This is a genomic window from Paenibacillus alkaliterrae, assembly GCF_021532375.1.
In the GTDB taxonomy this organism is placed as follows: domain Bacteria; phylum Bacillota; class Bacilli; order Paenibacillales; family Paenibacillaceae; genus Pristimantibacillus; species Pristimantibacillus alkaliterrae.
Genome location: NZ_JAKGAP010000041.1, coordinates 42,420 through 61,666, shown reverse-complemented (window position 1 = coordinate 61,666; position 19,247 = coordinate 42,420). Strand labels below are relative to the sequence as shown.

Sequence of the window (19,247 nt, the reverse complement as noted above, 5' to 3'; positions counted from 1 at the left end):
CCTAAAATCGCCAAGAATAGCGTGATGAGATATATTTAAAATAAATTGGGTATTCGAATTTACCTGTCGCATCTATGCTCTTATCATCAAGCCTTTAATGAGAGATTAAAGCTAATGGTCTAACAATTTGTTGGACACGAGTAAGATAGGTATATGGACTGGGGGGCGGTTTACTATCGACCATTCCTCTAGCTCGTATGGTCAACCCGTGCTCGTCGGTCCTGATGACAACGCATATGGGTAGGGAGACATCTAATACATCGGACAAAAAGAAATCGGAGAAAATCTCGTCTAGTTCGATCAGTGAGTGAGTATGACCGCTTACCTGAACACGACCAAAAAACCTAATCGCTCATTATGGAAGAGTAGAAAGATTGAGAATTCCGCAACTCTCAAAATGAGGGTCTTTACTATTTCCAGATCTTCCACCATAAAATCCGAATAATTAACTTAAAGGGAGTGGAGTCCATGATTACAAACATTGAGTTTGCTGCAGACATATTAAGAACTAAGAGGAACATACTTGTGCTCACTGGTGCTGGAATTTCAACCGCAAGTGGCATACCTGATTTCAGATCAAAGACCGGTATATATAAAAACAACCCGAAATTAAGGGGAGAACGTATCCTTTCCCGAGAGTATTTCTATAGAAATCCCAAGAAATTCTATGAATTTCTGAAGGATGCTCTCTTTTATCCCAAAGCACAGCCAAATATTGGTCATCAAATATTGGCTCAATGGGAACAAAAAGGGCGAATATCGCATATCGTCACTCAGAATATCGATGGACTTCATTCAGATGCCGGCAGTCAAAACGTCATTGAGTTTCACGGTACTATGCGAACAGCGACATGCCACGGATGCAGGAAAAAATACGTCATGAAGGAATTATTGGAAAGTGATTCAGAGAACTTCTTTTATTGCGGCTGCACTGAAGATCGAAATCAGTGCATCATCAAACCAGACTTTGTTTTGTTTGACGAAAGTGGGTATTGGTTAACCGATAATCCATTTTACGAAGTGCAATGTCTTGCCTATGATTCGGATGCGATCTTAATTCTGGGTACTTCACTTCAAGTCTATCCCTTTGCAAGCATTCCGGAATATCGTAATGCCAAAACACCGATTATTATCATCAATCGAGATAAATCACCATTAGACAATAAGAGAGAATTATATGTATTGCGTCATGATATTTGTGAATCGTTAGAGAAGATCACAGCAATGTTTTAATACTTAAAAGTGCTGCCTTAGCATCCTAAAAGCTCGAGGAGTGGAATTCGATGCTAAGGCAGTCGAAGAGGTAGAAGTGTGTTAGGAACCATCATACAAATCAAATTTTATCTGCACTATCGACTAAATAATGAGCACTTTTTAGATAGCAGACGGATCCATTTTTCATTATCCTTTTGAACCATGAAGGTAATATTCGTTGCTTCGCATGGTCTTATTTGGATTCTTTGGCACTGATCTTCTTTGATTTTTCTCCATAATTAGAATACACCTATCCAAAACCCGCTCCTCCTGCAATAGTGACCGGATTTTTTCACTCTTCAAATGTCCCTCATGCATTAACACCATGTTTCTTATCTGTTCTTCTATTTTTTGATCAAATAGCTTTTGCAACTTAAGTAATCTGAATATGGGACTTCTGGGTTATCAAAATCTCTGAGTTTCTGGTCGCAGTGATTAATGTTACTTGACAGGTTGAGTGTCGGACTTTTTTTCTGTTATGCTGCGAAGACCTTCTTTCTCGTCAGCCAACATTTTTGGATACATTTCAGATTTTTTGTTCAAGAGCCGTTCGATCATTTTGTCTTTCATAGCTATCACCTCAATTTCATTATACAAGAATTGGGAGTCTGTCTATACGACGTGTGAGTACGGGGATCTAATCACAACCCGGAGAGAATTCTCAGTACGAAGTATTCAGCACAACCATTCGGTTTAGAACCTGTGAGTACGAACTATATGGCACACCATACTAGCCTTCCAGCTCACTCCCACTGGGACAATTCCTCATACGAATCAACTTGAGATCGGTCCGCTGGATAAGATCTCTTAAAATAGTCCTTTCCTCCGTCAACAGAAACATTTCCACATCGACATACTTTATAATCATGAACATATGTAGATTCGATAATATCGCCACATGAAAGGCACCGTATCATGTTTCGAAGAATTTTATTCACACAACATTCCCCCCCCTTATATGAACAATCCTTTGCGTCGGGGCTTGGCGATGTTATCACTATAATCCCAACATTTACTTTTATTAATATCATTCAATAGGTTAATCAAAGAGGCGAAATTCTCGGCTACGGCCGCATTGTAGATGTAATCTTCGTAGCAGTAAGCATAGTCAATCACGAGACACAGCAAGTTCAACTTGCCTCTTCTATGCTAAAATTGGATCGCTAATATGAAGAGGTTTCATTTCTGCCACATGCTTGCATCTCCAATCCGCTTGGCAAGTCTGACGAAGTGGTTTAGCCCTGCCGTTCATACACCACCAGCTTGATTACTCGAGAGTTTAACTATATAATAATGGTACTGAGGGTAGTGAGCAGTGAAGAGCTGACTCCTATCGAAAACCCTTAAATGGGCGAACATGATCGAAGATCGAGAGAAAGATCCTAGCGAAGAGCTAGGGTCTTTTTTTGTAATTGAAATTATAATTGAGTGAATGCTTATTTCTCTCCTTTTCTTTCGCTGTTCAAACGACTGGCCTCGGTTTTATCCTTCAGTGTGGGCATTGCGCTCACACCTTGTCACTCTCCTGACACCCCTGCTTCTCTGCTGACTTAATAACTCTTCACGATCCTCATATTGTCGGACCACTTCAGGGTCTTGAGAAAGTCGTTCTAACTTTTCTGCCGCTTTTTTAATCAACGGGTCCCTCACATAAATCATCTCTAAGACCTGCTGGTGTGTAAGAATCTCTTTGCAGCCGTCTTCAAGCACACGGACATAAGTGCCGTCTTCCTGCGGCGTAAGTAGATATTTTTTATCGTCGCTCATCATTACTCCTCCTCGAATTTCCACTTCGACATCCTCGGGGCCGAAAAGCTCCTTCGTGACTATTCCTTGCACCCTTTCAATATATAATCGAGCACCTCGTCACTCAAACCGAATTCCTTCTGTCTCCAACTGCTGGTGCAACTCCTCTTCCCTATTCAGAATTACGGTGGTCCTTTTTGCTGATAATGCCAGAGTAGTTCGGATGACTGATATCTTTATTCACCCCATCCTTTACCTTATATCCGATTTTTTCTAGAGCAGCTTTCACCAATTTTGCCTGTTCTTTTTTCGACACTTCAGATCACCTTTTAAGTGTCTTTTTAGACAGCAGACGGATCCAGTATTCGTTTTCCCTTTGAACCGGGAAAGTGATATTTTTCGCTATGCATTGTCGCTTGTTTGGATTCTTAGGTACTTTATTCATTAATGTTGCTCGATCTCTTGCGATTGTAGCTTTGGTTGATGATTTTCTGCCTGCTTTCCATCCGGATTTTAATCCTTCTGCAGAAACCGATTGAATTATGGGAATTGAATCCATCTCAGATTCGCCCCAACGCTGAATCGTCTGTTCTGGTACGTCTAATAATTCCGAGACTTCTGACGATGTATATCCTTTATCGAGCATCTTTTTTGCTATTTTCAATTGTTGCTTTTCGAGCAAAAACTCAAACTGTGCTATTTGATCGGCCCGTCCTTTTACACGGAGCTCGGCCATCCGACGAATTTCTTCATCCTCACTTAGAAAGTTAAGTTTTTCGTAGGCCCTATTATTATCCATTATCCATACCTCCCCAAAGAATTAATGTTTTCTTAAGTAATTACACTTTTCACGTTAAGATTTTTCTAAAAACAGCTCTCTTCGCGCCCCTCAGCGTCGGACCACTTCAGGGTCTTGAGAAAGTCGGTCTAATTTTTCTGCCGATTTTTTAATCAACGGATCCCTCTCATAAATCATCTCTAAGACCTGCTGCCTTGCAAGAATCTCTTTATATCCATCTTCAAGCACACCGGCATAAGTAACCCGTCTTCCTGCGGCGATAGTATTATTCCTATGAACTCTTGTTACATGTTGTTGATTACATTTGATCATAAAGTTCTATATGTTCATTACAAGCAGAACATTCAACGCGTACAAGCGTACCAATGGATGTCGGAATACACAGATAAGTTAGATGCCCCCACCAATTGCTACATGATACTCGTTTTTACATTTATCCCATTCGTCGATTTGCTTTTCCTGTTCATCAGTAACGTAAAAAGTTTTCATTGTGCATTCTCCTTGAAATTACGATTTAAATGGAATTTAATACCCGTACTAGCACTAGCAATGGTGTTTGCTGATTACTATGAAGATGCTCCATAACCCAACTAAATGGATCCTGAAATGCCCCACTACCCATTAACGCCGCTTTGTCTCTTGCGATTGTAAATGGTTTTCTACCTGCTTTACATCCGGATCGGAATCTTTCTTTGAAAACCGACCAAATCACAGCGAGTGGATCTATCTCAGATGAGGACGCGGGGACGTTTTACAGTTACTGATCTTCTCTTCATAACACCATCACCATAATATCTTTTCTGTCGCTCACGCTTTAGGCCATGTTCTTGTTCAAAGTACTTACGCCTTTTTGTGCCTCCAATAAAACAAGCCTCACATGAATGACCACAACGATCTTCGTGGACTTCCGCATAGCCGGACCTTCAACATGTACTCGACAAACGTGATTCATTCTTATTCTTGTGGGTTCTGTGTATTGCGATGTTTGTCGTGTCCATTAAGACAATGTAACAAGCTTTACGCTTAGTTCCAAAGCTACTTTGTTATACTTGATTCATGATCTTCTGGTCGATAGGTTTTATAGAGTATTTATCACCAAAAACTTTGAAACACCTTACTTGATGTAAACACCATGAGGCAATAATTACACAGATATTATCAAGTGTTTCTTCTGCACATGAATGTGTAAGCCTTAATTCATTATTATACGCTTCAAGCATTCCCATTTCGGAGGAGGATTTATAAAAATTTGATTCAACTATCCACATATTGATTAAACTACTTACTCTAAGGTCATTGCACTGTTCTAGGTATCCCTTTAATGACAGTACCCCGAATAAAGTTATTCTTAAAGTTTTCTCAATTAATTCTCTGTATCCGCAAAGAACAAGTTGTTTGGAACTTCTAGATTTTGCGTCCTGAATTTCTTCATAAAAATCGACTAGATCCTGATATAAATAGCTTGATTGATTTAATTCAATTAGTAGTTTTTTTAAATTCATTTTATACATCCTCATGTCGTTATAATCTTTGTTGTTCATAATATAAAATGATTGAATCCCATTTCTAACCTTATTGAAGGGCGGTGAACATCGGAATGAGCGAAGGAACTAGTCCAGGGTGAATTCCTCCAAAAACTTATCGATCTTTAACATACGCCATACTTTAATACCTCGCATATGTCTTTTACTTCCCTTTCACTTCTTTATAAGGAGTGACTACGGTATATCCAGCGTATAAATTATCCGCTGTATCCCAAGAAACCCTATCGCCCCACAGATTTTGCATGTAACGCACATCAATATCACGTTTATACCACTTATTTAATTCAACTCCCGCTAGACCGGGATCGGTTGTGAAGCGTGTATATTCTGTCATTCGAACGATATAATCTGTTCTGGAATCCTCAGTTTTTTTCTGTTTAAAAGTCAAGGATAGATCAGTCACGAAAAAACTTTCTTGAATGTATTTTCCAGATTTGACTTGCTTGACATAAACATCAAATAGTTTAGGTAAATCAGCAGCCGAGTAATAAACTCCCCCATAAGTGAAGTCCTTACTGTAGTAACGGCGAATCTGATTTTTCCATGCATCACCAATCGTTCTATAATCAAGATTTTCATACAAATTCATAAACCCAACCATATCATTCATCGCTTGTGTGACCAATTCGGTATCATTAGTTGATGAATTATGTCCCATAGGATAAATCAAAGCATCGTGATTTTCAGCCAAAGAAGTACCAGTGTAATGATTAATCGGTAATTTACTTAACCGCTCAATATCCGCCTCTTTATCAATCCATGCTTCTAGTTGGCTTTTTGAGAACTTATGGATGTTTGGTTCACCCTTGAACTTTTCTAGCAACTCGCTCAATACCGGTTTTTTATTTTTGGCATCCAGGAAACGTTTAAGCATGACTGTCGCCTCTGCTCTAGATGCGGATTTATCCATTTTAAACGTCCCATCTACGTAACCATTAACAATACCAGAGCTGTTCGCCAACGCAATATAAGGCACATCAGATAACTTCATTTTGTCTTGATCATTAAACGGAAGATTGATTGCGGGTAGCTGCTGAAATTCTGTCAGAACAGCTTTCCACAGTGGGCTTTCTTGGGCCAAACCTCTAGCAACCATCTTACTAATTTCCAGTCGCGTAATGTTTTTGTCCGGCCCATACCCATATGGATATTCAGATTTCACAATGATACCTTCATCCACCAAGCCATTAATCGAAGATTCCGCCCAATGTCCTTCTGTGTCTGCAAAAGCATTTTTTTCGTCTTTCGCATCGATGACTTCAGAAAGAATCTTACTGAACTCTGATCTCGTAATAGTACCATCCGGTCGAAAAGTGCCATCCGGATATCCACTAATCGCTCCTTGTTCTACCATGTATTCAATGCCACTTTGAGCCCAATGCCCTTCAATATCATTGAAATTTGCTCCTGCTGCACTTACTGATTGTTCAATACCCAATGCCAACAACATCATTCCAATGATCATTGTTTTTCTCATAGTAATTTCCCCTCCTTGAAATTTTTCGTCTTGCTTAAACTTTCGCACAAAACCACGTTTACTACAAATCAAGGAATATTAAGCCCCTTTTGCAGCATGATGTGGATAGAAATGAAAGGGCTAGTAGTTCCGATGCCGCTGGCTCTAGTTGTAAAGGAGTTGTAGAAATAAGAGTTAGCAGTTGCTTGATTACGCGTTAAAACGAGCGTAACTCTTTCGTGAGGAACGAGATTCACCAGTTTTGAAAGCTCCTTTACATTAATGAGGGCCTTTCCTCTATCTTGTAGTTACCTAAAAAACCCGCTCCCATTTTTATGTAGGGAACGGGTGCTTAAAAATTTCTTTAATCAAACGTAGGATAAAGACTGGTACATTTTTGGAGGTTCTTCGCCTGGACCTATGTGAATCACTTTTAAATTAAGATATGTATTCTCAAATTCATCGACTGCTTCGCCTTCATGAAAGATACTAGAGAATTTCGCGTTTTTAAAATCTCCTGTTTCTGCATTCCATACTACCATCCAATAGTTCTGAATTTCTTCCATTCCTCTCACCTCATATTAATTTTTCCATCAAACACATTGTTAGAATCTTATGACGAATCAGTTCAAAACACTTACTTTTGCAATCTCTATACTCATTATACCAGTATTAATACTTATTTGCTTATTTTTTTGTTATCTTTATACGTGTTAATTCATTACATTCTATTGCTTACACTCGAACAAGGGGTGTAGCAATTATGTCTGATATTTTAAGAATGGTCGGCGATAAGATTAGAGAGTATAGAAAAGCAATCGGTCTCTCACAAGAGGAACTTGGTGAACGGGCCGATGTTCATTATACATACATCGGTGGGCTTGAACGTGGTCAAAGAAATATTTCACTGGCGAACCTATACAAGATTTCAAACAGCTTGGGCATATCCATTAGTGAACTTGTTGACATTGATAATCCTAAAAGCCATGATGCAAAAGATATGGTTATAGAAGGAATCCTTAACTTACTTTCTGAACTTAACGAAGATGAAGTGAAAATGGCTTCTGATGTTTTGTACAGGATTTTCCAGACACAAAAAAAATCGGAAAATTAAATATGGGGCTGTTTTTTTATGCGGTAAAAATAAATGTTTAACATCCGAACCTAGTGAATAAAGCCACATCCCAATGATTAGTGAGCTAGCCTTTCGTAGATTTCAAAAGAGGAGCGGGTGTGATAGGCTACTCGCTACTTTATGGGAAGTCTTAAACGCTTTGCTTTATCGTGGAGAGAGATTGATTTCGTTAGATGGAAAAAGGATTGAATATTCTCGGACAATCAAGTATATTAAGTATAAATAATAATCACTGAATGCGGAAGCACCGCAGATTTTGCCTTTAACGGGCGAGGTCTGTGGTTTTTTGCATTCAGTTGACACCTGGAGGATGAATAAGATGAATCGTTGTACTCTCTGTTCAAATGAAGCTGAGAAGTTGTTTAGTCATATGATTCATGATCTAGGATCACTCTGTATTGAATGTTATATGAAACTACATGGTTCATGCGGAGTATGCAGCCAACACTTCTTACCTTCCGAACTCAAACCAGATGTTACTTATCAAATCCAGGCAAAGTTCATCGGGTTAAGCAATAAGAGTCTCATAGTCTGCAACAAATGCTATGATGCAACTCGCCAGCAATTCCCGTATATGTTTGCCTGACAGGGGCATCGGGTATAGAGCAATGCCGAAAACCGCCCCAACCACTTCTTCCATTGCAAATGAAAACTATGATGTTTATTTACCTTCTATTTGATATTTTATTTTCAAACAATTATAATATAATTAAGAACATATGTACTCATTACTTGCGGAGCACGCAAAAATCTCTAGAAGATTTTGCGTGCTCTTTCTACTTCATTTTTTCATGCAAGGACATCACGGTTAATGACCTTGAACTCTACTCCGCACATTTTACTCCACACGTTAATAACCAATCACTTTAATTACTGCTTTTCTTTTTGTTGTATTATGTGTGTCCTGTGTTTATGTATGTTCCTGGTTGGCAAAGACCATAATGATTACTACACCCTAGTTTTGGAAAGGAGAGAACAGATCATGATTAAACAACAGGTTTTAACCCGAAGGCAAGCCGCATTCAGGAGTGAGATTTTCCCCAATCAATTTAATTATCTTATTCAACAAGAGCCCTTTTCCTCCTATCTCATTAAAGATGGAGAGCATGAATGGCTAGTGAATTCGGAAGTGATTCCAATCATTAAAGACTACTATACAACGCATAATCATTCTTTTCATTATTACAATGCTCATCCAGACTATCTGATTGCTTATCAAGTTGCTCCAATACTAAATAAAACAAACATGGAATTGCTTAGCGAGATTCAAAAAGGCACATGGGATGACATGATTGTGAAAGTCCCGCGGCTTGCTCCACCTAAAGTATCGTATATTGCTGCGGAGAAATTTCACTATTTTTTTCTTAAATCGGAGCTATTTAAGAATCAGTACAATACCATTGAACAAATTGCATTGAAAACCACGCTGATATCAAGAACAAGACTACAGGAATACCGAAATTTGGGATTGCTGCCGCAACCTGATCATTTAAAAGGGACTAATCTTTATAATGAGAAGGAGATTTTAGAAATACTCCCAAAATTGAAAATGGAATTCAAAAAACAGACTCCGGATTCAAAAAATCATAATGCATTTGATTTGTTATCATCAGAACAACAACAATTGATAACAAAGTATCTTAAATACCGAGAAAATAGTGGCGTGACAGAGTATGAGGGATATCGCTCATCCCCTTCAATCGCCAATAAAAAAAAGACCCTTGAGACCATGAAATCTAAGTTGTCGTCAACTTTTATATTGATCATCTCAGGACGCTGTGGTATTGAGGAGGATTTTCACAAAAACCCTTTAAATCGGAATAAGGTTCCTGCTGCCTTTAATCCAGAAGTGTTTGATGTGCTTAACATTTCAAAGGATGATTATGCTTTTCTTGCGTCAAACCGAGCGCCCATGACACTCCACCAAATTTACCATAAGCTGCGTCCATTTTATTATTTTCTCTTGGAAAATTTTGAAGAGGAAGCAATTGAGAGTGATGACCTAAAAGATTTTCGTGATTTTAGGCGGATTGCATTACGGGTTAAAAAGTTCCTGCAGCAATTCCCGCATACGATTAATGAAATCAATCAATCGGACTATGAACAGAAAACTAAATCATTTTTAACCAGAGAACAGATGATTTTAATTAAGCAATATATATTAGAAGATGTAAGGACAATAGATCCAATCAAAAATGCTACTATGTGGCAAGTATCTTGTACAATTGGAGTCAGACCAGAAGAATTACCTCAGCTAAAAATAAATCATTTCAAGCTGAATGCAGAGGGGTTTATTGACCAAGATGAAAATGGTTGGGGTAACCTCATGCTTCCTGCTCCCATATCAAAAAAAGGTAACAGTCCTTCTCACCGGGACTTTCATACGCCTGTCCCCAAGAGTACGGTTAACCAATTAAACCAGTATCTAACTAGACTATATAAGCGTCAAGGAGAAAACAACCCCAGGGGGCAAGGATATCTGTTTAGACCAGACTACACGCTGCCTAATCTTCAAACTAAACGGATTCGTTTTAGATTTATTGAACGCCTACGTAAGCGGTTAGACTTCCTTGAAGAAAATCAACGGAAGGATTTTATCTTTAAAGCATCGCGCCATTCTTTAAATAACACGATCATGCGTACATTCATCACTGAAGATCATAGCTTAAATGAGGCAAAAAGAACCGCTTCTGATCATCAATTACGGCATAAACCCACTAAAACGGTTGGAGAAGAATATTATTTAGACGACATCACTAAGGAACAGTACTATCAAGTCCTAGACGCAACAATCAATTTCCCATGGGATCTTGAAAAGTTAGTTCTATGGGAGATTGAAAAAGGATATAGGATTTCCGTTAATCCTATACAAAAGGAACCAGAAGAAAACGTTGAATTTCAACAGCAGCTACGAAGAATTGAGGAGCAGTTGGATGTGATTGTAGAAAAGCCAAAACATATGACCGAACTTCAGTGGACCAAACAACGTCATATGCTACTGGAACAAAAAAATATGATTTTATCACAAAAAAGAGGAGGTGGTTAAATGTCCATACCTCCTGCCAATCAATCGAATCCATTAAAAAATTACCCAATAATTGACGAACTCGATGATGATATCATTCTGACAGTCAAAAATATTTCTAAGCTAATAAAAGTCCACGAAGAGACCGTTAGAAGGTGGTGCCGTAACGGATATGTTAAGACTCTAAGTCCGTTTGGAGCATATAAAATTCGTGGTATTGACTTTAAGAATTTTGTTATTCAATGGTACGATATAAAAGATAAACACCGTTAAGTCATTTTTGACTTACGGTGTTTTCTTCATAGTACTTAATTAATTCCCTAACTTTACTATTAATCTTTGACAAACCAGGTTCATCAGGGTACTTTTTTAATAGACGCTCTACTAACTGGAAAATTATTTTTTGTTCTTTTTTTGGAACATACAACCTTCTAAATTTCCCATTACATTTTACGAATTCAATCAATCTCAAAATATTTCCACCTTGATTACAATTTTCACATTTCCAATAGGAAGTTTGGCTGCACATTATTGCTGCATTTTGGCAATCTGTGCATGGAAATTCTATAATACTTAAATCAGGTCGGTATATATAATCCACCTTATTCTCTTTGAAGAACGATAAATATACATATTCTCTACTCATTTAACATCTGTTCCCACCTTGATTTGACCATCGACTGTTTCATAAAGTTTTTAAAATCCGATCCAACTACAATATATTTATTTCCGAAATTATAACTTTGTAATTTCCCACTCCTGCACCAGCGTCGCACACTTTCAACATGCATTTTAGTTATGTCGGCAATATCCTCGACATGTAGAACAGCATCATCCTCTACGTCAAATATCTTATGTATTTTTGTTGTATTATCCATATCACATCACCCTAAAAAGTTATTTTTAACATTATAGACACAAAGCTCAACATTAAAACATACGCGACTGATGTGCGGTGAAAAATTAGTATTAGACCAAAGTAGTTGAAATACCGCGGTTTTGAAGTTGAAGAATCGTCAGCCTTTAGAAAACAAGTTATAGACTGATCCATTGAAGGGAATCAGCGGCGGACTAAGACTACTGCCGTTGCTTTGTTTAACTAAAATCTCCGAATTGGCGCATATATCAGTATCTGTATCAAGTGCGAAGCGACTGATGTGCGGTGAAAAATTAGTATTAGACCAAAGTAGTTGAAATACCGCGGTTTTGAAGTTGAAGAATCGTCAGCCTTTAGAAAACAAGTTATAGACTGATCCATTGAAGGGAATCAGCGGCGGACTAAGACTACTGCCGTTGCTTTGTTTAACTAAAATCTCCGAATTGGCGCATATATCAGTATCTGTATCAAGTGCGCGAAATCAGGTGGACACTCTTCTAAAGCGCGATGCAGACACCTGCTCTAAACACTTTTTGGAGTTGCGATTACTCCAAAAAGTTAAAACCACCCCCCACCCGAATCAATCTACTCCTATAGATGATTAATACCCGGTCGATGTCACACTGCAAGATGCCTATGTAACGAAGCGTCACCGAGGGGCTTGAATGGTTAAATATCTGCTGAAGTAAGACAATATCCGTTCCCAATTTATATGCATGGTATCCAAACGTCTTACGATGGCTGTGACATCCAATCGCTTCTCCTACTTCAACCGACTCAGCTGCGTAGTTCAATATGTTGTATGCTTGCTGCCTAGTCAATGCTCGCGGTTGTCCATCCTTGCCTTTCTTACGCGTTCTAAACAAGGGTAAATGCCGATCACAGCCGATACTCTCCCCAAGGTAGTTCAGCAATCACCTTCTTCACGTTATCCGAGAGAACGATCCTTCGGTAATTCCCCGTCTTTTTCACCCTAGCCTCAAAGAAAGCCTTGAGCCTCCCCCTTGGACCAATCACATCGCCTACTTGCAAAGAGAGAATATCGCTTATCCGTAAGCCACAATTGATCCAAAGCGTAAGCATTAGCAAGTCACGCTTATTGTGTTCCATGAACTTCTTCATAGCTTCTATTTTGCTGCGCTCGCGTATAGGTTGCACCAGCTCCATACCGACCATTTCCCGTATTTGTCATATGCAGCAGGAACAGTAGCACGAGTCAAATTCGTATGTCCAGTCACTCATTGTTTGTCCCGAGGAAGAAAGCTGTGTTTGGCGTTAGGGTATTTTGATACAATACCCTTAGATGAACTAGGGAGGACGGTCATATGCGCTTGAAGAAAAATCTGATCCAATGTCTATGTTGCAATGACATAATTGAGTCGGTGTATACCCACGACTACAAGACGTGCCGCTGCGGCGCAGTCTCAATTGACGGAGGCTTGGAGTACCCTAAGAGATCATTTCCTTCTGGTGCGCCCGAGGAATGGTTCAAGGAGCTGTCTGATTATGAAGCATGATAGCAAACAAGCTACGCACATGTTCATGACAGCAAACAAATAAGCCGAGAATCCAATTAATACTTGGATTTTCGGCTTTCTTTCTTGCGAATTTGCTTCACTTCTATTTTGTCAAATTCAATAGAAGAGAATCTGCTAACAATAGAAGTTTACTTTCGACAAATAAGATCAACTTCATCTTTGCATATGACAGAGAGCAAATCTTCACTTCAGATGAATTGCAACGTGATACGGCTGGAGTCATCGAACAATTAAATCACAAGAAATTAAAACTTACCGATAAGATAAGAACGAACAAAGAAATACCCTCTTTTATCAGTAATTTGTTTAATAAGAGAAATGTTAGTCCTAGTATGGTTTACAAGAACATTCATCTACGTTACTTTGATTCTCCACATACTTTGAGAGACTACTGTGAATTTGCAAACTATTCCGGCAGAGGATATGCAAAATAAAGCGGCTGAAATGGAGTGGTTTTTCGACTGTTATTCAAATTAATTCGGCATGTGGGGATCAGGATGATCACATAATCACGGCAATCCGGCAGAAGTTTTTTTCCATAAACAAGCAGTCAGGTTTCTCCTGACTGCTTGAGGAAGTTGCCGATCAGGCAAGAACGAGATATACTCCATCTATCGAACCCGAATCCAATAGCTCACATCGGGGTGCAGATAGAACTTCGTGTTACTGAATTCAATGAACCATTCGCAGTCCATTTCGATTCGGCAGGGCAAGAAATGTTGTCCGACCTTCAGGTCAAAGGCTTCGCCGCAATGTAAAGGACAGGGCTTGGCGTAGAGATCCCACACTGTCCAGCGGTCATACCTGGCATCATACAACATGCGACCATCTCGGTATGTTCGTGTCATGGGCATCACATCCCAAACTCCATAGCGGCGATGCGAATCAGATCAGCATCAATCTGTTCCGCTTTCCGCTGAAAGCCGTGCAAGAGCGAACGGACGGCGATCTTGTTCACCAAACGAGGGTACCCTTTGGTACACACGGCCAGCGCCTCCATCGCGCTATCGATGAAAATCGGGTGTTTCGCACCTGCAAGATGCATATGGTGTTCGACGTACCCTTTCACTTCGTCCTTGGTCAGCGGCTCTACCTGGTGGCTCAGCAGGAGTCGCTGTGCCAGCGGGCGGTTGTGGTTCAAGGTCAATCGGTCTCGAAGGTACGGAAGACCGCAGAGCAGAAGCAGAAACGGGTTCGACGAATCCATGTTAAAGTTAAATAGCAGATTCAAATCGCTGAGGAATACATCCTTGGCCATTTGCATTTCATCAAGAATAAAGACCGGCGTTATCTTTCGTTCGTGGAATGAGGTTGTGACGGCGTGCTGGATTTGGCGAAACAGATCCACCTTGCGCGTTTTCGGCTCTTCGCCCAGTCCAAATGCCAATCCCCGGTAGAAATCATTCACCGAACCGGTGGACATTGGAAAATAGACCACCTTGTACAGCGCTTGGTTCAGCGAATCGCTAAACACCCGCAGCGCGTAAGTTTTACCGGCGCCGGGCTCGCCGACGATCATGCCCATACCGCGTGTCTGTTTCAGATAGGACATGCATGCGCTCGTCTCCTGAAACGAAGCCGATGCGTAAGCATGCTCGGGCTTCACCTCTTTGGCAAACGGCGCGGAAGCGAGCGAATAGAAGGCTCTATACATCCGCCGCACCTCCCGACTCCTGTAGCGCTTTGAATGAAAGCGCTGGCCGCTCACGCTTCACGTGGGCGTTGTCGGCGAACCGAACGATCTTCGCTTGCGCTGCTGGCTTACCTTCCACGTACACATGCACGTCATTCTCGTCATAGCGGACTTCCACTTTCTGTCCGGCAAACGTCTCCGGCACTTCGTAGAGTCGGTTCTCGAGTGAGAATGTGGCATCATGCTTCACGGTCCGTTTGGCCCGCCGCAAAAAGAGCGTATCCAGCATGGCCAGATCGGAGACGGTGCGTACCTGTTCGATCTGAGACAGATACACCTCCAGTGGCATTTTCCCTTCCAGGGACGCATGCGGCCTGCGGTGGTAATCTTCCTCAAGCCACTTCCAGAATCGTTCGTTCAACTCCTCGATGGAGGATGCCGGTTCGGCTTGAAGTAACGTGTAGAATCGGGTTTTGCATGTTAGGAACATACGTTCTATTTTACCCTTACTTTGAGGATCATAAGCGCGGGTATGTAGAAGCTGGATGCCAAGTCCGGCGCAAGCGAGCTGTAAAATGTCCGAACGAAAGATTTTTCCGTTGTCGGTGTAGAGCAACTTTGGGATGCCTCGCCGGATGAGCGCTTCTTTCATCACGATGCGCAGCCCGTCGAATTTCTCCGTTGGGACGAACTGCGCAAAAGGCACCAGCCGCGAACAATCGTCAATGAAGGCGATCAGATGCGTCCGAACAAGCTTGCCGTCGATCCGAAGCCGCGGTCCCTCACTCATGTCCGTCTGCCAAAGCATATTGACCTTGTCATGAGCGAACCGTTTTCGTTCTGTCCCCTGTGTCGCCTCGCCGCTAAGCAGTCCATGCAAGTTCAAAAAGCGGTGAATCGTCGAATAGGACACGCGACCTGGCAGAATCTCGCCTTTGGCAACCAGATAATCATAAAATACCGTTACGGGCATCTCCGCATGCTGTTTTCTGAGCGCTAATACATGATCTTGTTGATCCGGTGACATCGTACGGGATTTTCCCCGATCCGAACGCGTTCCCGGTTTCAAGCCGTCAAAGCCTTTGCGACGGTAGAATAGCAGCCATTCCAGGATTGTTTTAGCCGCATACATCTTTTCCCCGTAACAGGGCACATCATGCTTCTTGGCCGACACTTCGGCCAAGTAAGCGGCTCGATCGACTTGACCGTTTAACAGCGGTGCGATCAGGCCATAGCGAAATAACGCAATCTTTTCTCTCATTCCTTCATCCATCGGTTAATAGCCTCCTTTAAATGGCAGGCTAGCCGGCTAACCGCTCTTGACAGTATAACCGGGCGGCAAGCGGGAAGGCGATGAAAAAGGTTTGTGGAAACGTTATTCTGTTTTCGCAACGCGTGAGCCATGGTATAATGATGCTGCCATAAAGCTGTTTACTCGATGACGCCACCACCTTCTGACGAAGGTTGCTTTCCCCAAAGCCTGGATCATCTGTAGCATTTTTATGGCCTTTTCTTTTCCTGCACTTGGCAGAAGAATCTGTTCTCCTTCCTCCCGAAAAAACAGTTCGATCTCCGTTTGTTTGCCGTACACGCGTTTTTCATAAAAACGTCGCAATTGACGTGCTACGAATAGGGAGGAAGTCATCCAATACGTAAGCAGGATGCGGATGATACACGCCATCGTGTACTGGAAATACGGCAGAAGAAAGGTTGGCAAGATCGAAACCGTCTTTCCACAGTCCGGACATAATAAGCGGCAAATTGGAATGCGATACGTCATTTCCTCCTCCAGCGCATTCCGTTCATAGAATCCGTGTCGTTGTAAACGATTCTTTGCCCGGCAAATCGGACAGCAGTCTATATCCGGAAAGTCATTCTCCTTCCCGAGTTCCGCATAGCGCGGTAAATCGATTAGAAATTCATGGTAGTAAATCAACTAAAACCCCTCCGCTATAATCTGCTCAAAGTTTAGCAGATTACAACGGCATCAAAATACCGGGAAACCGTTCCAATGTGAAAATAAGCACCTGTTTCCTGCGGAAACAAAGTGCTTATTCACAACTACTTAACTGGGAAGTAATTGATTACACTTCCTCGAATCGAAATTAAAGGTTAGTTTACACATTAAAAATAGGCATACACACACAGCGCACATTGTAACACTGTTTTTCCTGTTACCTGCACCAATGGAAAAGGATAGACTGTAGTATCTTGTGTGTTGTGGGTGTATGTATGAGTAAGCATCATATTACTTTCCACTAAATGAAAAGCACCATAAAATGGATCTACTTGTTTCGTAGACATTTTATGGTGCTCCCACTATGACTGATTATTTAATTTGATATTGGTTAATTATATAGTTAGTTTTATTTAAACAAATTGAGATGTATCTGGCAAGAAAAAGGTTAAAAGATTTTACTATAAAGTAATCGCCTTAATGAAAGGTGGTTTATTGAGCTATCGTCTCCTGTTAGTTGCAGGGTCATTTATTATAATATTTTAGTCTTATTCACCTACCATGCCGTCACCATCACGATCATCCATATATTTGTACAGCCAGTGGTCACTCGTTATTGGCATACTATAACCGGCTGCCTTTGCTTCTTTAATCGTTACCTTTCCGTTTCCGTTTGTATCGACACTAGAAAGATCCTCTGAACTAGTTGAATCAGAAGAATCACTGCCTGTTAATCCAAGTGATGCGTTTACTTCATCCGGGTTCACATTATCAAATGTATCAACAACTACGTTACCCTTTAACGAATAGGTATACTGATAATTTGAAGGAATCTGAGTTTCTGTATTCGGGTATGTGATAATTGCTTCGAAATCAGTAGCTCCGCCTGCTTTGCGTATCGCATCTTCCATATATGCTTGATCACCATGTCGGTTGAGTGTACTATCTTGAGGGGTGATATTATAAGCATTCGATACCCCTCCGAGAGAATCGGCAATGACATGTCCTTCATCTAATACATCGCTTTCGACACCAGGGACTTTCGCCTCATCAGAGCAATATCTACCAGCCGATGAGACAGACTCGTTACTGTCATCTTGTAGAATGATTTTGTCAGCAATGACACGCACTAGTTGCCCGTGTTCGTTTGTAAATGCCCAGTATTCACGCTCCTCGTAACCAACATCCACAACGACATTAGATTCACGATGCCCAGACAAATCACAACCATCCACTTCAATACGTTTGTATCCTGAGAATAGTTCGTTATTTGATTGGACTGGTGTTTCCTCGGCTACCGGTTCGTCAACAACGGTAATAGTTTCTTCAGGTTCTTTACCAACTGTGGTTACTTCTTGTTGAGCATCTTCTGTATTTGTAATAGTTAAATTTTCTGCATTGGTACAACCAACCATTAAGATGATCATTAACAGTAAGATTAAATAGTTCATTTTCTTTTTCATTCTAGGACTCTCCTATAATAGTTTTATACCTGTTCATTTTAAAAACGACGACTTTAAGTTATCTTGTTCTATTATCTTACCATAAAAGACTATTATCATATTAAATTATCCCGTTACCTCAACGAACAAAGGCAGCCGGCTGCCGTCATCTCGTGGTGCTATCGTTCCCAGTTAGGTTAACGCCTTGAGCTCCTTGATCAAATGTATATGCCGCATTTCATGTAGCTCTATCCGCTGATCAAGTGGCAGCTAATCAAAGACAGGATGCCCAACTGAGAGTTGGTTAAATTTCGGCTACGCTGCTAAGTGGTTTTAGTTATAAAGTTACTATTGATAAGAGTTCTGAAGCGATCCGATCGTTTGAGAGTAAAAACAATGCAACTGTTCAAGTGCCCACCTATTCTCCGATTAAACCTGCAAATGTAGTGACTACTTTTTTTTGAGAAAGGAAATCAACTTTCCATAAAATTGACGAATGATAATGAGATGATTAATGTAATAATACATCATTATGGGAAGAGACAATTCCCGGCGAACTTAGGGAAATTAGTTCTTTTAAACGATGGTACTGAGGCTCGATACCATAATGGCCCTAATGAAGCGGAATTCCTCGTTTTCCACAAGGGACCCTTAGAATACGGTATCATTAATCAAAAACACAATGATAAAGGTATTGGGCTGAAGGTGTTAACTCGTATTGCTAACTCCTTGAAATAAAAGTAAGCGCAAATCCATTCAAGGATTGCGCTTTTTTTTGTCAGTAGCCATAGCACTATCGTCTCCCGTTAGATCAATCGGTTAGGGCATATCTGCTGAATAT

At 40.7% G+C, this 19,247-nt stretch carries 21 protein-coding genes; 5 read left to right on the top strand and 16 right to left on the bottom strand.

All coding sequences use genetic code 11. The features are described 5' to 3' along the window. Positions 1–468: 468 nt before the first annotated feature. On the top strand, positions 469–1,233 hold the full coding sequence (locus tag L1N85_RS17180) for an NAD-dependent protein deacylase (RefSeq protein ID WP_235240295.1): 765 nt from the start codon (positions 469–471) through the stop codon (positions 1,231–1,233). Positions 1,234–1,997: 764 nt separating this feature from the next. Here L1N85_RS17180 and L1N85_RS28185 read toward each other — a convergent pair. From L1N85_RS28185 to L1N85_RS17150, 7 genes are all read right to left on the bottom strand, one after another. Then, positions 1,998–2,285 (bottom strand): DUF7695 domain-containing protein, encoded by a 288-nt coding sequence (locus L1N85_RS28185; protein ID WP_456238770.1) that lies wholly within the window; start codon positions 2,283–2,285, stop codon positions 1,998–2,000. Positions 2,286–2,736: 451 nt separating this feature from the next. Beyond that, positions 2,737–3,021, bottom strand: a complete 285-nt coding sequence (locus L1N85_RS17175; protein ID WP_235240294.1) for an Rpn family recombination-promoting nuclease/putative transposase — start codon at positions 3,019–3,021, stop codon at positions 2,737–2,739. Between the two features lie 151 nt (positions 3,022–3,172). Continuing rightward, positions 3,173–3,316, bottom strand: coding sequence for a hypothetical protein (locus L1N85_RS17170; RefSeq protein WP_235240293.1), 144 nt, complete (start codon positions 3,314–3,316; stop codon positions 3,173–3,175). Between the two features lie 6 nt (positions 3,317–3,322). Next, on the bottom strand, positions 3,323–3,799 hold the full coding sequence (locus L1N85_RS17165) for a hypothetical protein (RefSeq protein WP_235240292.1): 477 nt from the start codon (positions 3,797–3,799) through the stop codon (positions 3,323–3,325). Positions 3,800–4,842: 1,043 nt separating this feature from the next. Then, positions 4,843–5,301, bottom strand: a complete 459-nt coding sequence (locus tag L1N85_RS17160) for a hypothetical protein (RefSeq protein WP_235240291.1) — start codon at positions 5,299–5,301, stop codon at positions 4,843–4,845. Between the two features lie 184 nt (positions 5,302–5,485). Then, entirely contained in the window at positions 5,486–6,820 is a 1,335-nt protein-coding gene (locus L1N85_RS17155) for an S-layer homology domain-containing protein (RefSeq protein WP_235240290.1), read from the bottom strand. Positions 6,821–7,167: 347 nt separating this feature from the next. Next, positions 7,168–7,365 (bottom strand): hypothetical protein, encoded by a 198-nt coding sequence (locus L1N85_RS17150; RefSeq protein ID WP_235240289.1) that lies wholly within the window; start codon positions 7,363–7,365, stop codon positions 7,168–7,170. A gap of 197 nt (positions 7,366–7,562) precedes the next feature. Between L1N85_RS17150 and L1N85_RS17145 the strand changes: the two genes are divergently transcribed. The 3 genes from L1N85_RS17145 (at position 7,563) to L1N85_RS17135 (ending at position 11,232) form a co-directional block, all read left to right on the top strand. Next, positions 7,563–7,913, top strand: coding sequence for a helix-turn-helix domain-containing protein (locus tag L1N85_RS17145; protein ID WP_235240288.1), 351 nt, complete (start codon positions 7,563–7,565; stop codon positions 7,911–7,913). A gap of 1,003 nt (positions 7,914–8,916) precedes the next feature. Then, the gene (locus L1N85_RS17140; protein ID WP_235240287.1) at positions 8,917–10,980 is read left to right on the top strand and encodes a hypothetical protein; all 2,064 of its coding nucleotides are present in this window, start codon (positions 8,917–8,919) and stop codon (positions 10,978–10,980) included. Then, positions 10,981–11,232, top strand: a complete 252-nt coding sequence (locus L1N85_RS17135; protein WP_235240286.1) for a helix-turn-helix domain-containing protein — start codon at positions 10,981–10,983, stop codon at positions 11,230–11,232. Positions 11,233–11,597: 365 nt separating this feature from the next. Here L1N85_RS17135 and L1N85_RS27985 read toward each other — a convergent pair whose 3' ends face one another. The 3 genes from L1N85_RS27985 to L1N85_RS27255 form a co-directional block, all read right to left on the bottom strand. Next, a complete protein-coding gene (locus L1N85_RS27985; RefSeq protein WP_407946484.1) occupies positions 11,598–11,837 on the bottom strand; it encodes a helix-turn-helix domain-containing protein in 240 nt (79 codons plus the stop codon). A 544-nt stretch (positions 11,838–12,381) separates the two neighbouring features. Then, positions 12,382–12,630 (bottom strand): site-specific integrase, encoded by a 249-nt coding sequence (locus tag L1N85_RS27260; RefSeq protein ID WP_268818337.1) that lies wholly within the window; start codon positions 12,628–12,630, stop codon positions 12,382–12,384. Positions 12,631–12,715: 85 nt separating this feature from the next. Beyond that, entirely contained in the window at positions 12,716–13,003 is a 288-nt protein-coding gene (locus L1N85_RS27255; protein WP_268818333.1) for a tyrosine-type recombinase/integrase, read from the bottom strand. A 158-nt stretch (positions 13,004–13,161) separates the two neighbouring features. On the opposite strand from L1N85_RS27255, the gene L1N85_RS17125 reads away from it, so the two are divergent. Further along, positions 13,162–13,353 (top strand): DUF7695 domain-containing protein, encoded by a 192-nt coding sequence (locus L1N85_RS17125; protein ID WP_235240285.1) that lies wholly within the window; start codon positions 13,162–13,164, stop codon positions 13,351–13,353. A gap of 632 nt (positions 13,354–13,985) precedes the next feature. On the opposite strand, the gene L1N85_RS17120 is transcribed toward L1N85_RS17125, so the two are convergent. The 6 genes from L1N85_RS17120 to L1N85_RS17095 all read right to left on the bottom strand — a co-directional run bounded on the left by L1N85_RS17120 (position 13,986) and on the right by L1N85_RS17095 (position 18,427). Further along, on the bottom strand, positions 13,986–14,195 hold the full coding sequence (locus tag L1N85_RS17120; RefSeq protein ID WP_235240305.1) for a DUF5348 domain-containing protein: 210 nt from the start codon (positions 14,193–14,195) through the stop codon (positions 13,986–13,988). A gap of 32 nt (positions 14,196–14,227) precedes the next feature. Further along, complete coding sequence (locus tag L1N85_RS17115; protein ID WP_235240284.1) at positions 14,228–15,028, bottom strand: ExeA family protein; 801 nt, start codon at positions 15,026–15,028, stop codon at positions 14,228–14,230. Next, a complete protein-coding gene (locus tag L1N85_RS17110; protein ID WP_235240283.1) occupies positions 15,021–16,280 on the bottom strand; it encodes a Mu transposase C-terminal domain-containing protein in 1,260 nt (419 codons plus the stop codon). Before L1N85_RS17110 ends, L1N85_RS17115 begins: the two co-directional genes overlap by 8 nt. A gap of 102 nt (positions 16,281–16,382) precedes the next feature. Next, a complete protein-coding gene (locus L1N85_RS17105) occupies positions 16,383–16,943 on the bottom strand; it encodes a DUF6431 domain-containing protein (RefSeq protein WP_235240282.1) in 561 nt (186 codons plus the stop codon). A 188-nt stretch (positions 16,944–17,131) separates the two neighbouring features. Beyond that, entirely contained in the window at positions 17,132–17,311 is a 180-nt protein-coding gene (locus tag L1N85_RS17100) for a hypothetical protein (RefSeq protein WP_235240281.1), read from the bottom strand. A gap of 201 nt (positions 17,312–17,512) precedes the next feature. Beyond that, positions 17,513–18,427 (bottom strand): DNA/RNA non-specific endonuclease, encoded by a 915-nt coding sequence (locus L1N85_RS17095; protein ID WP_235240280.1) that lies wholly within the window; start codon positions 18,425–18,427, stop codon positions 17,513–17,515. Between the last annotated feature and the right edge of the window lie 820 nt (positions 18,428–19,247).

Bases quoted from the DNA above. Each gene is read 5' to 3' on its own strand.
- L1N85_RS17180 (WP_235240295.1), top strand. From the start codon at position 469: ATGATTACAAACATTGAGTTTGCTGCAGACATATTAAGAACTAAGAGG.
- L1N85_RS28185 (WP_456238770.1), bottom strand. From the start codon at position 2,285: ATGATATTAATAAAAGTAAATGTTGGGATTATAGTGATAACATCGCCA.
- L1N85_RS17175 (WP_235240294.1), bottom strand. From the start codon at position 3,021: ATGAGCGACGATAAAAAATATCTACTTACGCCGCAGGAAGACGGCACT.
- L1N85_RS17165 (WP_235240292.1), bottom strand. From the start codon at position 3,799: ATGGATAATAATAGGGCCTACGAAAAACTTAACTTTCTAAGTGAGGAT.
- L1N85_RS17160 (WP_235240291.1), bottom strand. From the start codon at position 5,301: ATGAATTTAAAAAAACTACTAATTGAATTAAATCAATCAAGCTATTTA.
- L1N85_RS17155 (WP_235240290.1), bottom strand. From the start codon at position 6,820: ATGAGAAAAACAATGATCATTGGAATGATGTTGTTGGCATTGGGTATT.
- L1N85_RS17150 (WP_235240289.1), bottom strand. From the start codon at position 7,365: ATGGAAGAAATTCAGAACTATTGGATGGTAGTATGGAATGCAGAAACA.
- L1N85_RS17145 (WP_235240288.1), top strand. From the start codon at position 7,563: ATGTCTGATATTTTAAGAATGGTCGGCGATAAGATTAGAGAGTATAGA.
- L1N85_RS17140 (WP_235240287.1), top strand. From the start codon at position 8,917: ATGATTAAACAACAGGTTTTAACCCGAAGGCAAGCCGCATTCAGGAGT.
- L1N85_RS17135 (WP_235240286.1), top strand. From the start codon at position 10,981: ATGTCCATACCTCCTGCCAATCAATCGAATCCATTAAAAAATTACCCA.
- L1N85_RS27985 (WP_407946484.1), bottom strand. From the start codon at position 11,837: ATGGATAATACAACAAAAATACATAAGATATTTGACGTAGAGGATGAT.
- L1N85_RS27255 (WP_268818333.1), bottom strand. From the start codon at position 13,003: ATGGAGCTGGTGCAACCTATACGCGAGCGCAGCAAAATAGAAGCTATG.
- L1N85_RS17125 (WP_235240285.1), top strand. From the start codon at position 13,162: ATGCGCTTGAAGAAAAATCTGATCCAATGTCTATGTTGCAATGACATA.
- L1N85_RS17120 (WP_235240305.1), bottom strand. From the start codon at position 14,195: ATGTTGTATGATGCCAGGTATGACCGCTGGACAGTGTGGGATCTCTAC.
- L1N85_RS17115 (WP_235240284.1), bottom strand. From the start codon at position 15,028: ATGTATAGAGCCTTCTATTCGCTCGCTTCCGCGCCGTTTGCCAAAGAG.
- L1N85_RS17110 (WP_235240283.1), bottom strand. From the start codon at position 16,280: ATGGATGAAGGAATGAGAGAAAAGATTGCGTTATTTCGCTATGGCCTG.
- L1N85_RS17100 (WP_235240281.1), bottom strand. From the start codon at position 17,311: ATGTCTACGAAACAAGTAGATCCATTTTATGGTGCTTTTCATTTAGTG.
- L1N85_RS17095 (WP_235240280.1), bottom strand. From the start codon at position 18,427: ATGAAAAAGAAAATGAACTATTTAATCTTACTGTTAATGATCATCTTA.